Raw genomic sequence first — 12965 nt, forward strand, 5'->3', positions numbered from 1 at the left:
ATCAATTGTCCTCCGTGCGCAGCATCAGCACGCCTCCGATGATGAAGAGGAGGGAAATGCTGGCGAGCCCGTTGCGTGAATCGCCGGTCAATTGGCTCGTGAGCGCATAAAGCGCCGGACCCATGATGGCCGCGAATTTGCCGAGGATGTTGTAGAAACCGAAATATTCATTGGCGTTCTCCTTCGGCACAAGCTTGGCGAAATAGGAACGCGACAGTGCCTGGATACCGCCTTGTGAAGTTGCGACCAGCGCAGCGAGGATCCAAAATTCTAGGGCTGTGGTCATGCGGAAAGCCAGCAGACAAGCAAACAGATAAATGACGATGCCCACCAAAATCATCTTTTTGCTGCCGAAGCGCTTGGCCAGTACTCCGTAGAGGATCGTGAAAGGAAATGACAGAATCGGAATCACCAGCACAGCAATCATCAGCATATCAGACACGACCCCGATACTGTCGCCGAAGACAGCTGCCATGTGGATGATTGTGTTCAGCCCATCGATGTAAAAGAAGTAGGCAATCAGGAACAGGAACATTTTCTTGTGGCTGCGGATCTGGTGCAGCGTTTTGTTAAGGCGGGCGAAACTGTCATGGATGATGTGTTCGCTGGCCGGGACAAAATAGCGCTGTTTCACATTGCGCAGCATCGGAATCGTGAAGACAATCCACCAAAATGCTGTGAACAGGAAGGAGGCTTTGACGGCGGTCGTCCTGGGAATGCCGATTTTCTCGCCGAACATGATCAGCAGGATCGAAAGCACGAATGGGATGGTACTGCCACCGATGTAACCCATCGCAAATCCGTAAGTGGAGACCCGATCCATCCGATCCTCTGTCGCGACATCCACCAAAAAGGCGTCATAGAAAATGTTCGCGCCTGAAAAGCCGATTGTCGTGAGCATATAGAAGGCAAGCAGCAGGCGCCAATCGTCCGTGAAGCTCAGTGCGGCGGTTGCGACAACACCTATCAGGAAGAAACTTTTGAACAGCCGCATTTTCCATTTCGGATAATCACCTATCGTACCGAGGATCGGGGCGAATACTGCTATAGCCAAAGTCGCGGCAGAGGTCGCATAGCCCCAATAGGAATCCGCCAAGTTCGGGGCAATGCCTTCGCCGGTCGTGATCGATTTATAAAAAAGCGGCAGAATGACCGAGGAGATGATGATGGAGTAGGCGGAATTCGCCCAATCGTACATGATCCAACTTTTTTCCTGCAGCGAAAAACTTTTTAACATGGCTTCCGCCTCCAATCACCTAAATTGGTATCGCTCTCATTTGTTTATAATTTATTTATAACAGTTGTTAAGGGATAGCACAAGCCCAAACCAGTCGAGCAGCCTAACTTTGCGGGAAAAATGAAAAATATGGTAAAATTCAGGTATAAAGAAAGACCAGTATTTGCTGCCGCTATCCAATCAAACACGTATATATGCAGAATAAGGAACAGAATGGAGGATGAAAATAATGGCCAAATATGAACGCCCGGAATACACAGTGCTGCTGTCGGAGGAACCGTTTGAATTGCGGGAATACCGCGATTTCTACATCGTGGAATATGACAATGCCAATGATCCGGATGTGGACAGCGGGTTCGGCACCTTGTTCCGTTATATTTCAAAAGACAATCAGGCGGACCGGAAAATCAGTATGACCGTACCGGTGATCCAGGAACTATCGGAAGATCGCATGAAGATGGCGTTCGTTGTCCCGAAGGCGGAATGGGAAGATATTCCGCAGCCCAACAGTCCTGCGCTGACCGTAAAAAAATTCGCCAGCGGCCTTTTTGCGGTCATCCAATACGGTGGTTATTCGAATGATCGCAAAGAACGGGACATGCTGGAGAAGCTAGCTCAGTGGCTGCAGGAGAAAAAGTACCAGCCAGCTTCGAATTATATGCTGGCGTCCTTCAACGCGCCGTTCGTGCCGCCGATGTTCCGGCACAACGAAATCATGGTGCGGGTCGGAACGGATCAACAGGATTCCGAGTAAATAATGGACAATCAGGTGTTCCTTTTGTATCGTATTCGAGAATAAACTTACCAAAAAGGGGACTAGTGCATGAAAAACTTAAAAAGCGGCTTGAAAGGCTTGTTCGCTTTATTGGCGATCATTCTGGCCGTATGGTTCAACGGCGTAGACTCGCTTTTCGAGGAACAAACATCCGATTCTTCGATCAGCATAGCCGCCAGCAGCTCGCAAACAATTGAAGAAGGTACCCAAGAAAGTGAAATACAGGAGTCGACCGAAACGGTAATCAGCAGCGGTGTCACGCAAGGGCAGTCCTATTCAACGAAAGACGAAGTTGCGGCCTACATCCACCAGTTCAACGAGCTGCCGCCCAATTATCTGACAAAGGACGAAGCAGAAGCATTTGGCTGGGACAACGCTGAAGGGAACTTGTGGGAAGTGACTGACGGAATGTCGATTGGCGGTGATTTCTTCGGCAATCGCGAGGGACTGCTTCCGAAGAAATCAGGCAGGACCTATTACGAAGCCGACATCGATTATGACGGTGGCTTCCGTGGGGCGGAGCGCATCGTGTTCTCGAATGACGGCCTGATCTTTTACACGGATGATCATTACGAATCGTTCGAACAGCTGTACGGGGAGGGGGATTGATTGAACATGGAAATCATCCGTTTGGACGGCAGCAAGATGACCGACCGGAAAGCGACACATGCCTATCTGAAAAGAAAACTGCATCTCCCCGAATATTACGGCAATAATCTGGATGCCTTGTGGGATTGTCTGACGACCGATTTTTCCGGAAAAATGATTATCCTGCATGATCCGCAAACCGTTAAAAACCAACTCGGTGACTATGGATACTCCTTGGTGAGCTTGTTCAAGGAAGTTGCTGCAATCAACTCCGCCATCCGTTTGATCCTAGTCTACCCGCTCCAAAGTTGATCCGAATCAACAAGTTGGGAATCCCCGATTGTCAACCTAAAAATAAGGATGCACGCAAAAAAAGACGATTCGCTCAGAATCGTCTTTTTTTGCGGTTTTGTCAATTTCCGAACGAAAAATTCTTTCATTGATTGTCAACCAAGCGTATAGTTGACTGTATGGGGTAGACAAGTCAATGAGGTGATCAGATGGGGAAAAGAAAAGTCAGAGTCTATATCGCAGTCAGTCTGGATGGCTACATCGCACATTCGGATGGAAATATCGATTGGCTCGACAGTGTTGCCAGACCGGATGAAGATTATGGCTACGCCGCTTTTATCGAAACGATTGACACGGTCATCATGGGCCGGAAGACCTACGAAAAAGTGTTGTCTTTCGGTGGGGAATTCCCGCATGCAGGCCGGGACTGTTACGTTCTGACCCGGACGGAGCGAGCTCCTGATGGGCAGGTCCATTTTTACAGCGGACCAGCAGACGAGCTGTTGGATCAGATCCGGAGCAGGCCGGGCAAAGACATCTTTATCGATGGCGGATCCGAGGCAATCGACCTGTTCCGTGAAAAGGGGTTGATCGACAGCTATACCGTATCCATCATCCCGATTCTGCTCGGCGAAGGCATTCCGTTGTTCAAAGAAAGCAAGAAGGAACAACCTTTGAAATTGGTTGAAGTAACCACTTTTGATTCCGGTTTGGTGCAGCTCAGCTACGAGCCCGTCAACCTATAGATGCTTTCTCGGTCAGACATACTTGCTGCCTTCGCGGATGCTCAGGTTGGACAGGTCATCCTTATGCGCGGAAATGAATGCGCGCACCCAATCGGGATTCGTTTTGCTGAAATCACGCAGGCTCCAACCGATGGCTTTGTTGATGAAGAATTCCTTTTGGTTGAGGTTATTCCTGATGATTTCCGCCAGTAAAGCGGTGTCCGTCTTGGATTTGAAACCGAGTTGATGGTCGATGGCTACGCGACGCAGCCAGATGTCGTCCGCTACGCTCCATTCCAGCAGGGCAGATTTGCATTCCGGGAAACGTTGGACAATCGATCCGACAACCCCATCCAGGCCATCGACGGTATCCCACCAAGATTTTGTCTGGATGTACTGCTTCAGCTTCGGCAAATCTTCCGGACCAAGGCAGTCCTGGATCGCCAGAAGATAATCGACGCCAGCATACTGGAACTCACGTTCATCCCGCTTGAAGCATTGGTCCACGAAATCGAAGTCGACGATTTTTTCTTTTTTTGCGATTGCAAGATATTTTTTATAGGCAGCTTTCCGCGGACCAGTCGGGATGCCCAGGAACGGGAATTGATTCCGCATATAGGCCGACATTTGGGGAGCGCGCTCTTCATCGCGCAATGCCAGCAGAGATTCAAAAATGCCATCATACCACATTGTTTTAAACCGCCTTTCTTAGGTGGATGCGACTCATAAGCCACTCATCATGCTTACTTTAGAATAGTTTCAAGAAAAGTGCAATCATGATCCCAAGGAGGATATTATGGAACAAAAACAAAATAGAAAACCCAGCTTGATCCGAAAAGTGCTGATCGGATTGGCTGTAGTTATAGTGATCGCTGCAGGGGCATTCTTTTGGTACGCGAATGACTACTACAAAGCGACGGTGGATGCGATCGAGGCGCTGCAGTCGGATGGATCGGTCACCATCACCGAAACCGATGACGCAATCACCTTTGCGCCGAATGGGGAAGATCCGGAGAAAGGCATCATCTTTTATCCGGGCGGAAAAGTTGAGAGTGAAGCCTATGCGCCATTGCTGCGCAGCTTGGCCGAAGCGGATTTGTTGGTGGTCGTCGCCAAGATGCCATTCCATTTGGCAGTCTTTGATGCGGACGCGGCAGAAGCAATCATGGAACAGGAAGATGAGGTTGAGGATTGGTATCTCGCCGGGCATTCCTTGGGCGGCGTCATGGCCTCCAGTTTTGCTGCCGATCAATCTGATGAGGTAGTAGGCTTGATTTTCCTGGCTTCCTATCCAGCAGGTGATTTGACCGACGCGCCGTTTCCAGTACTTTCCATCTATGGTTCAGAAGATGAAGTGCTGAGCCGTGAAAGCTACGACGAAGCGCAAGGGAAGCTTCCGGATGACTACACGGAAATCGTGCTGGATGGCGGCAATCATGGCCAATTCGGCGATTATGGACTGCAGGAGGGCGACGGAACAGCAACTATTTCAACCGTACAGCAGCAACAGCAGACGGTTGAAGCAATCACATCATTCATCGAAAACAATCGCCAGCAATAACGCAGCGGATCAAATAATAAGTGAGATTTGTATGAAAGGAAGAAAATATGACAGAAATAACGATGGCGAAAATGAGCCAATTAACGGAAGCCCAAAAAGAGGAAGTCAAAAAAATTTTCGTCACCAGCTACTATAAGGACATGAAGACGTTGCACCGGGATACTGAGCGCTTACTTGGCGGATTCCGCAGACTGCTGCAGGAAGACCTGATCCGGGTTGCGATGGACGGTGATCGTCCGGTCGCGATGGTAGGTTGTTCGACCAACCAACGCCGCGCCATGGAAGTAAACAAAGAGGATTTCTTGGCCAATTTTGGATTTGTCTGGGGACATGTAGGTTATTTCAGTTTTCGCAAAGAATATGGAGAGCCACTGGCCATCGATGATGAGACGCTCTATTTTGAATGCGTGGCGACCAATGAAGCCGATCGTCGCCAGGGTGTTGCCGGCCAGATGTTGCTCAAACTGATTGAAACGGAACCTTATCGAACTTTCGCCTTGGATGTCGTCGACAGCAACGGACGGGCACAAAGCGTTTATGAACGGATTGGATTCCGCGAAGTGCACCGCAAAAAATCCTGGATCGGAAAAATTTTCATGGACTACTCGGAAAGCATTTGGATGAGCCGTCCGAAGCATTTGCCGAATCCCTCGGAATGATGGGAAAGTAAAAATCAATTAGACAAACAGTGCAGGCTTTGATATAGTATTACAGATAGTAAACACATTCATTGATGAAGAAAGTACTTCGAGCAATGTTCACAGCGAGCGGGGAAGGTGGAAGCCCGTAATGGAGCGAAGAAGGAAACGCACTTCAGAGAAAATGACTTGAAGACAAACGTGATCCCCCTGTTCATCGGACATCTGGGAAAGGACGTTTGTGAGTAGCGTCATTCGGTTTAGCCCCGTTAACGGTTCAAAAGGATAAAATAATCAGAGCCCATCTGTGTTGCTTTATCGAATTAGAGTGGTACCACGGATGTTCGTCTCTATTTTGCCAGGGCAGAATAGGGGCTTTTTTTATCGTTATCGCAGATTTGCGACACCAACGAGAAAGAAAATGATCCGTTCATCATGTGGATAGGCAGAGGCATATAATAAAGGAGCAGAAAAACATGGATTATAAAAAGATTGTTGCTGAAGAGATTCAAAAGCTTGTACCGGAGCATTTAACCTATGACCAAGTGTACCAATTGCTTGAAGTACCTAAATATACTGAGCACGGGGACGTCGCGTTTCCGGCATTCGCACTAGCGAAAGCACTGCGCAAAGCACCGCAAGCCATCGCTGGAGATCTGGCGGCACAACTGAACCATCCTTACATTGAAAAGGTTGAAGCGGTAGGCCCATACGTCAATCTTTTCCTTGAAAAAGCAGCGGTAACGAATGCGGTCCTGCATGAAATTGCTGCCGAGAAGCAAGCATTCGGAACAGCCGATATCGGAAAAGGAGGCAACGTGCCGATCGATATGTCCTCGCCGAATATCGCGAAACCGATCTCGATGGGTCATTTGCGCTCTACGGTAATCGGAAATTCATTGGCTAACATCATGAAGAAAGTCGGCTACAACCCTATCAAAATCAACCACTTGGGCGACTGGGGCACCCAATTCGGTAAGCTGATCGTGGCCTACAAATTGTGGGGCAACGAAGAAAAAGTCAAAGCGGAACCGATCAATGAATTGTTGACTCTGTATGTCCGTTTCCACACGGAAGCAGAATCAGACGATACCATGAACGACGAAGCCCGCGCTTGGTTCAAGAAATTGGAAGATGGCGATGCAGAAGCTTTGCATCTTTGGGAGTGGTTCCGTTCCGAATCGCTGCAGGAATTCATGAAAATCTACGATATGTTGGGGATCACTTTTGATTCCTTCAACGGTGAAGCTTTCTACAACGACAAGATGGATGAAGTCGTTGAACTGCTTGACAAAGCCGGCATCCTGACCCAAGACCGCGGTGCAACCATCGTTGATTTGGAAAAATACAACTTGAACCCGGCCTTGATCAAGAAATCGGACGGCGCAACGCTGTACATCACCCGCGACTTGGCTGCGGCGATCTACCGCAAACGCAACTATGATTTTGCGATGTCCCTGTATGCAGTCGGTAATGAACAAAGCAACCACTTTAAACAACTGAAAGCTGTTTTGAAAGAGCTCGGCTACGATTGGGCAGAAAACATGCATCATATCCCGTTCGGTCTGATCACGCAAGGCGGCAAGAAACTGTCGACGCGTCAAGGGAAAGTCATCCTGCTTGAGGAAGTCCTGAACGAAGCGACTGAACTTTCCTTGAAACAGATCAACGAGAAGAATCCGACATTGGAAGACAAGGAAGCAGTCGCCAAAGCAGTCGGCGTCGGTGCTGTCGTATTCCATGACCTGAAAAATGACCGTCTGAACAATTTCGACTTCGATTTGGAGGAAGTCGTGCAATTCGAAGGCGAAACAGGCCCTTATGTCCAATATACAAACGCACGCGGTTTGAGCATCTTGCGCAAAGCGGCAGTTGAATTGGACACGAATGAAGCGGCTGATCTTGGTTTGGATGACGCGTACGCATGGGAAGTCGTGAAACTGTTGAACAGTTTCCCTGAAATCATCCAGCAAGCTTACGAAAAATTCGAGCCATCCGTGATCGCGAAATACACGATCCACTTGTCCCAAGCATTCAATAAATACTACGGCAACACAAAAGTGCTGGTAGAAGACGACAAACGCAACGCCCGCCTGGCATTAGTCCAATCCGTAGCCACAGTCCTGCAAGAAGGCCTAAGACTCCTAGGAGTCCAATCCCCAGAAAAAATGTAGGATACGATGAATCCCGGGTAGAAATCGAGCACTAAGGGGACAAACACAAAGCGGACGTTTTTTGTCCGCGTGGGGTTGTCAACTTAGGCGGAGATTTCTGGGATTCAGAGTTCGACTAAGTAGAGCGAGATGAAAAGCGTTTAGATACCCGGACGTTGGAGCAAATAACGAAGTGAACCTCTTTTGTTCACTACGTTATTTGCGAAACGGGAGTGGTATCTGCTTTTCAGAACGCGTTTGCGTAGGATACGATGAAATGCGGGAGGGGATGAGCACTAAGAGGACATTACAAGAACGGCCGCAGTTTGGCCGTGACGTAATGTCAGCTTAGGCACTCAAACGTCACAGTGCGACGTTTGAGGTCTTTCGCAATATTTGTGCTGAGTCTAATGAGGCACTTTCTGCTAGCATTTCAGAGTTCGACTAAGTTGGATGAGATGATTCATCCTTCTTCAAAAACCAAAACCGCCTAAAATTATTTATATAGTTTTAGGTTTTTTGATTTTCATTGAACAATAAAAACAGAAAGAAGGGATAACCTGTGGATATTTACAGGAAGCTCATGGCTGATGAGCGCATCGTTTACCTTGCGAAAGGAACACTTGTAGGATTATCAGCCGGCTTCATTGTCAGCCTTTTCAGATTAGGCATTGAATTTATACTGGAAACCGTAGTTGCAAGCTATCATTATATGCAAGAACAGCCAATCTGGCTCATCCCTTGGGTAATTTTTTCAGTGGCAGCCGCGCTCATCGTCGGAAAACTTGTCAAAAGCGAACCCAACATCAAGGGCAGCGGCATTCCGCAAGTGGAAGGCCAAGTACAAGGAATCATCAGCCTCAACTGGTGGCCCGTGCTCTGGAAAAAATTCATCGGAGGTCTGCTGGCGATCGGATCGGGTCTTTTCTTAGGAAGAGAGGGTCCCTCCATCCAATTGGGATCCGCAGTGGGACAAGGCATCAGCAGTCTCACAAAAGGGGATGACGTGGAAGAAAAAATCCTGCTTTCGAGCGGCGCCGGCGCCGGTTTGGCGGCAGCTTTCAACGCACCCTTGGCAGGCTTGATGTTTGTCCTCGAGGAGGTCCATCACAACTTTTCCCCCTTGCTTGCCATCACGACCTTTTCCTCCGCACTTGTGGCAAATTTCGTGTCCTTGAACATCTTCGGGTTGACTCCTGCGTTGGACATCGGCATGATGAACACGATCCCGATCGCCTACTACGGATTGGTTATTGGCTTGGGCGTCTTTCTGGGTTTGAATGGCTGGCTCTACACCAAGGTGGTCTTGTCTTTGCCTAAATTGTACGGCAAGCTGCCGTTCATCTCGGCTCGGTATAACGCAATATTGCCATTCATTCTGGTCATCCCGATCGGCTATTTTCTTCCCCAGGTCATCGGAGGAGGCAGCGAGCTGATCCTGCATTTGAGCAATTGGCAACTCTCCTTGAGGATGTTGCTCGGCTTATGGGTTTTGCGCTTTGTATTTTCGATGGTTTCCTATGGGGCGAATGTTCCCGGCGGTATTTTTCTGCCGATCTTATCCTTGGGGGCAATATTGGGCGCCATCTATGGGAAAGCAACGTTGTCTCTGTTTTCTTTCGATCCGCAATATTTGCCGCATTTTATCATTTTTGCGATGGCGGGTTATTTCACAGCCATCGGAAAAGCACCCTTGACCGCCATCATTTTGGTGACGGAGATGGTCGGCGGGATGAATCAGTTGATGCCGCTTGCCATTTGTTCATTCAGCGCCTTTGTCACGGCCGATCTGTTGGGCGTGGATCCCATCTATGAGAGTCTTCTGGAAAGACTTATCGCTTCGCATGACAGCAAGCGCAACGGGAAAAAATATTTGTTTGATCTACCGGTCAGAGCCGAAAGCCATTTTTCCGGCAAAGAGATCCGTGATGTCCGATGGCCTGAGGATGTGTTGGTGACATCGATCAGAAGAGGCCAACAGAATGTTGTGGCAACCGGGAAAACAATTATGCAGACGGGGGATGTGTTGCATGTTTTGACCGATCTGGGCCTGGCCAAAACCGTTCAGGAAGAACTGAAGCAATTGGAAAAGAGGCGACTTTTCGACACTTGATGCACCAAAACGGATTTTTTCTGAAAAGTATGCTATCCTTATATTGAATTTTTCAAAGTCGGTGCATCGCAAGCCTTGATAGAGGGGGTACTGTAAAATGGGAAGAATTTCAGACATCACATTGACCAATCAACCGGAGCAGCGCATCATTTCCATCAAAACGGAAACGACGCTAAAAAATATGCAGACGAAGATAGAGGAATGCCGCGAAAAAATCCTGACCTACCTGAATTTGTTGGAAGAACTGCCTGCAGGTCCCTGTTTCACGATCTATTACTCATTCACGAAGCAAAATGTCGAAATTGAAGTCGGCTATCCAATCGTAAAAATGTTGCCTGAGCAGGATGATATCCGCATGTCCATCATTCCGGCGGGGAAACGGGTATCCTGTCTGAACATCGGCCCTTATAATGAAATCCCGAAACTTTACCAGGAAATGGATAAGTGGTTGGAATTCCATGATTTCGAAACGAACGGCATCTCCTATGAAACCTACTACAACGGCGAAGGCTTCACGCCTCAGGAATATTTGACCAAAATCGAATTGCCTATCCAAGAGGCAGATGAATCATAAAAAATTATAGCTACAAAAAGGCGAGCCGTCGAATAGACGGCTCCACTTTTTTGGAAAGGAAAAAATATGCAAAAAAACAAACAGCCAGCGATGGCGGAAAATAAGATGGGTGTCATGCCCGTCAACAAATTACTGATTTCCATGTCCGTACCAATGATGATTTCCATGGTAGTTCAGGCTTTATACAATGTAGTGGACAGCATCTTTGTGGCCCAAATCAGTGAAAAAGCCCTGACTGCGGTATCCTTAGCCTTCCCGGTGCAGAACTTGATGATTGCTCTGGCGGTCGGGACCGGGGTCGGGATCAATGCGTTGGTTTCTAGACGCCTCGGGGAAAAGAATTACGCAGCCGCAAACAGCACTGCAGATAATGGGATTTTTCTGAATGCCATGCATTTTCTGCTGTTTTTGGCGTTAGGCCTGTTCTTCATCCCGCTTTATTTCTCCTTTCAGACGAAGGATGCAGAAATCATCGCCTACGGGATCGATTACCTGCAAGTCATCTGTGTCTTTTCGATCGGAATATTTATGCAAGTCAGCATGGAACGCTTGTTGCAATCCACCGGCAGAACCTTGTTCACGATGGCGACCCAAGCGACAGGCGCAATCCTGAACATCATCCTCGATCCGATCTTCATTTTCGGCTGGTTCGGTGTTCCGGCGATGGGCACAAGAGGCGCTGCGATCGCAACCGTCATCGGACAGATAGTCGCGGCTTCGCTGGCGTTCTTTTTCAATGTTCGGTTCAATAAGGAAATCAGCTTATCGTTTAAAGGGTTCCGCCCGGATATGCATACGATCAAAAAAATCTATTCGATCGGCGGCCCTTCAATTCTGATGCAAGCTGTCGGATCCTTCCTGAACTTGAGCCTGAACAATATCCTGATCCGTTTCACACCGACTGCGACCGCTGTCTTCGGTGTCTACTTCAAGCTCCAAAGTTTCATCTTCATGCCGGTTTTCGGCTTGAACAACGGGATGGTTCCTATCATCGCCTACAACTATGGTGCCGATCAAAAAGAGCGGATCAAAGAGACCATCAGATTGTCAAAAAGATATGCGATGGCGATCATGTTCATCGGCGCTGCCATTTTCTTGCTGATGCCCGGCACACTTCTACAATTGTTCAACGCATCCGATGAAATGCTGGAGATCGGTATCCCGGCTTTGCGGATCATCAGTCTCTGCTATGTTGCTGCAGGCTACAACATCGTTTCCGGTTCTGTGTTCCAGGCCTTCGGAAGAGGCGGTCTGAGCCTTTGGGTTTCCATGATCCGCCAGGTCGTGGTCTTGCTGCCGGCAGCTTATCTGCTTTCCTTGATGGGAAACGTTGCGTTTGTCTGGTGGGCATTTCCGATCGCGGAAGCCTTCGCCTTGGTCATGAGCATCTATTTCAATAAGAAAATCGACAAAGAAGTCATCGCGAACATCTATCCGCATACAATTGGGGACGCTGTTCCAGAATAATCAGAAAAACGAAGTCTTGCAGAGCCGTATAATGGTTCTGCAAGGCTTTTTTTAGTGGGTTCGCGTGAAGGTGTGTTTTCGCTTCCGGAAAAGTGTCCGGCTTTACTTTTAATCCCCGGAATCCTAAAATGAAGGAGACAGAAGGACGTTTATAACCAGAATGGAGGGGTTTCAGTGAAGATCGGAATCATCGGAGCGACAGGCAGACAGGGCAGATTGATTTTGGAAGAAGCGCATGCTAGGGGACACGAGGTGACCGCCATCATCCGGAATCCCGCCAAGCTTGCAGACAAAGAAGTAGCCATCATGGAGCGGGATATTTTCGATGTGCAGGTGGAGGATCTGAAAGGATTCGATGTGATTGTGGATGCGTTCAATGCACCTGCGGGAATGGAGGAGGAGCATGTGACCTCACTACAGTCCCTGATCGATGAACTGGAGCACCTGCCGGAAACGCGTTTGATCGTTGTAGGCGGAGCCGGCAGCCTTTACGCGGATCCCGGAAAAACGATCCGGGTGATGGAAACGGCCAATTTTCCCGAGGCTTTCAAACCGACTGCCACGAACATGGCCAAGGCCCTCAGCATACTGAAGGAAAGCAAAGCCAATTGGACTTATCTTTCGCCATCCGCTTATTTTGACCCAAACGGCAACCGGACCGGGAAATACGCGGAAGGTGCAGAAACGCTGCTGCTGAACAGCGAGGGTGAAAGTTACATCAGTTACGCGGATTATGCGATCGCGCTGGTGGACGAGATCGAAAGACAACGACATCTGAGACAACGCTACACAGTCGTCGGCGAAAGGCAGTAGGTCCTTACGCTGACAGGCACGACAACGCAG

The 12965-nt window shown here is 48.6% G+C and carries 13 protein-coding genes and 1 other annotated feature; of the genes, 11 read left to right on the forward strand and 2 right to left on the reverse strand.

Annotation, left to right across the window (positions count from 1 at the left end; translation table 11 throughout):
• Position 1 precedes the first annotated feature (1 nt).
• On the reverse strand, positions 2-1237 hold the full coding sequence (locus ACKPBX_RS10785) for an MFS transporter (protein ID WP_319995343.1): 1236 nt from the start codon (positions 1235-1237) through the stop codon (positions 2-4).
• A 229-nt stretch (positions 1238-1466) separates the two neighbouring features.
• Between ACKPBX_RS10785 and ACKPBX_RS10790 the strand changes: the two genes are divergently transcribed.
• The 4 genes from ACKPBX_RS10790 to ACKPBX_RS10805 all read left to right on the forward strand — a co-directional run bounded on the left by ACKPBX_RS10790 (position 1467) and on the right by ACKPBX_RS10805 (position 3637).
• Positions 1467-1991 carry an SOUL family heme-binding protein gene (locus ACKPBX_RS10790; RefSeq protein ID WP_168173194.1) on the forward strand — a complete coding sequence of 175 codons (525 nt, stop codon included), beginning with the start codon at positions 1467-1469 and terminating at the stop codon, positions 1989-1991.
• 69 nt (positions 1992-2060) lie between these two features.
• Positions 2061-2621, forward strand: coding sequence for a ribonuclease domain-containing protein (locus ACKPBX_RS10795; RefSeq protein WP_319995344.1), 561 nt, complete (start codon positions 2061-2063; stop codon positions 2619-2621).
• A gap of 6 nt (positions 2622-2627) precedes the next feature.
• Positions 2628-2912, forward strand: a complete 285-nt coding sequence (locus tag ACKPBX_RS10800) for a barstar family protein (RefSeq protein ID WP_119094147.1) — start codon at positions 2628-2630, stop codon at positions 2910-2912.
• 188 nt (positions 2913-3100) lie between these two features.
• Positions 3101-3637 carry a dihydrofolate reductase family protein gene (locus ACKPBX_RS10805; protein ID WP_319995345.1) on the forward strand — a complete coding sequence of 179 codons (537 nt, stop codon included), beginning with the start codon at positions 3101-3103 and terminating at the stop codon, positions 3635-3637.
• Between the two features lie 12 nt (positions 3638-3649).
• Here the strand turns inward: ACKPBX_RS10805 and ACKPBX_RS10810 are convergent, their stop codons facing one another.
• The gene (locus ACKPBX_RS10810) at positions 3650-4306 is read right to left on the reverse strand and encodes a DNA alkylation repair protein (RefSeq protein ID WP_319995346.1); all 657 of its coding nucleotides are present in this window, start codon (positions 4304-4306) and stop codon (positions 3650-3652) included.
• Between the two features lie 106 nt (positions 4307-4412).
• Here ACKPBX_RS10810 and ACKPBX_RS10815 point away from each other — a divergent pair, with 106 nt between their 5' ends.
• The 7 genes from ACKPBX_RS10815 to ACKPBX_RS10845 all read left to right on the forward strand — a co-directional run bounded on the left by ACKPBX_RS10815 (position 4413) and on the right by ACKPBX_RS10845 (position 12935).
• Positions 4413-5177 carry an alpha/beta hydrolase gene (locus ACKPBX_RS10815; protein WP_319995347.1) on the forward strand — a complete coding sequence of 255 codons (765 nt, stop codon included), beginning with the start codon at positions 4413-4415 and terminating at the stop codon, positions 5175-5177.
• Positions 5178-5224: 47 nt separating this feature from the next.
• Positions 5225-5836: a GNAT family N-acetyltransferase gene (locus ACKPBX_RS10820; RefSeq protein WP_319995348.1), complete on the forward strand. Its 612-nt coding sequence runs from the start codon at positions 5225-5227 to the stop codon at positions 5834-5836.
• 62 nt (positions 5837-5898) lie between these two features.
• Positions 5899-6170: a binding site (T-box leader), on the forward strand.
• Between the two features lie 121 nt (positions 6171-6291).
• Positions 6292-7989, forward strand: coding sequence for an arginine--tRNA ligase (gene argS, locus ACKPBX_RS10825; protein WP_319995349.1), 1698 nt, complete (start codon positions 6292-6294; stop codon positions 7987-7989).
• Positions 7990-8551: 562 nt separating this feature from the next.
• Positions 8552-10081 (forward strand): chloride channel protein, encoded by a 1530-nt coding sequence (locus tag ACKPBX_RS10830; RefSeq protein WP_119094148.1) that lies wholly within the window; start codon positions 8552-8554, stop codon positions 10079-10081.
• Between the two features lie 97 nt (positions 10082-10178).
• Positions 10179-10655: a GyrI-like domain-containing protein gene (locus ACKPBX_RS10835; RefSeq protein ID WP_086628503.1), complete on the forward strand. Its 477-nt coding sequence runs from the start codon at positions 10179-10181 to the stop codon at positions 10653-10655.
• A 66-nt stretch (positions 10656-10721) separates the two neighbouring features.
• Positions 10722-12122: an MATE family efflux transporter gene (locus ACKPBX_RS10840; RefSeq protein WP_086628504.1), complete on the forward strand. Its 1401-nt coding sequence runs from the start codon at positions 10722-10724 to the stop codon at positions 12120-12122.
• Between the two features lie 174 nt (positions 12123-12296).
• Positions 12297-12935 (forward strand): NAD(P)-dependent oxidoreductase, encoded by a 639-nt coding sequence (locus ACKPBX_RS10845; RefSeq protein ID WP_086628505.1) that lies wholly within the window; start codon positions 12297-12299, stop codon positions 12933-12935.
• The last annotated feature ends 30 nt before the right edge of the window (positions 12936-12965 follow it).

It is taken from the genome of Trichococcus shcherbakoviae (assembly GCF_963666195.1).
GTDB lineage: Bacteria > Bacillota > Bacilli > Lactobacillales > Aerococcaceae > Trichococcus > Trichococcus shcherbakoviae.

Bases quoted from the DNA above. Each gene is read 5' to 3' on its own strand.
- ACKPBX_RS10785 (WP_319995343.1), bottom strand. From the start codon at position 1,237: ATGTTAAAAAGTTTTTCGCTGCAGGAAAAAAGTTGGATCATGTACGAT.
- ACKPBX_RS10790 (WP_168173194.1), top strand. From the start codon at position 1,467: ATGGCCAAATATGAACGCCCGGAATACACAGTGCTGCTGTCGGAGGAA.
- ACKPBX_RS10795 (WP_319995344.1), top strand. From the start codon at position 2,061: ATGAAAAACTTAAAAAGCGGCTTGAAAGGCTTGTTCGCTTTATTGGCG.
- ACKPBX_RS10800 (WP_119094147.1), top strand. From the start codon at position 2,628: ATGGAAATCATCCGTTTGGACGGCAGCAAGATGACCGACCGGAAAGCG.
- ACKPBX_RS10805 (WP_319995345.1), top strand. From the start codon at position 3,101: ATGGGGAAAAGAAAAGTCAGAGTCTATATCGCAGTCAGTCTGGATGGC.
- ACKPBX_RS10810 (WP_319995346.1), bottom strand. From the start codon at position 4,306: ATGTGGTATGATGGCATTTTTGAATCTCTGCTGGCATTGCGCGATGAA.
- ACKPBX_RS10815 (WP_319995347.1), top strand. From the start codon at position 4,413: ATGGAACAAAAACAAAATAGAAAACCCAGCTTGATCCGAAAAGTGCTG.
- ACKPBX_RS10820 (WP_319995348.1), top strand. From the start codon at position 5,225: ATGACAGAAATAACGATGGCGAAAATGAGCCAATTAACGGAAGCCCAA.
- argS (WP_319995349.1), top strand. From the start codon at position 6,292: ATGGATTATAAAAAGATTGTTGCTGAAGAGATTCAAAAGCTTGTACCG.
- ACKPBX_RS10830 (WP_119094148.1), top strand. From the start codon at position 8,552: ATGGCTGATGAGCGCATCGTTTACCTTGCGAAAGGAACACTTGTAGGA.
- ACKPBX_RS10835 (WP_086628503.1), top strand. From the start codon at position 10,179: ATGGGAAGAATTTCAGACATCACATTGACCAATCAACCGGAGCAGCGC.
- ACKPBX_RS10840 (WP_086628504.1), top strand. From the start codon at position 10,722: ATGCAAAAAAACAAACAGCCAGCGATGGCGGAAAATAAGATGGGTGTC.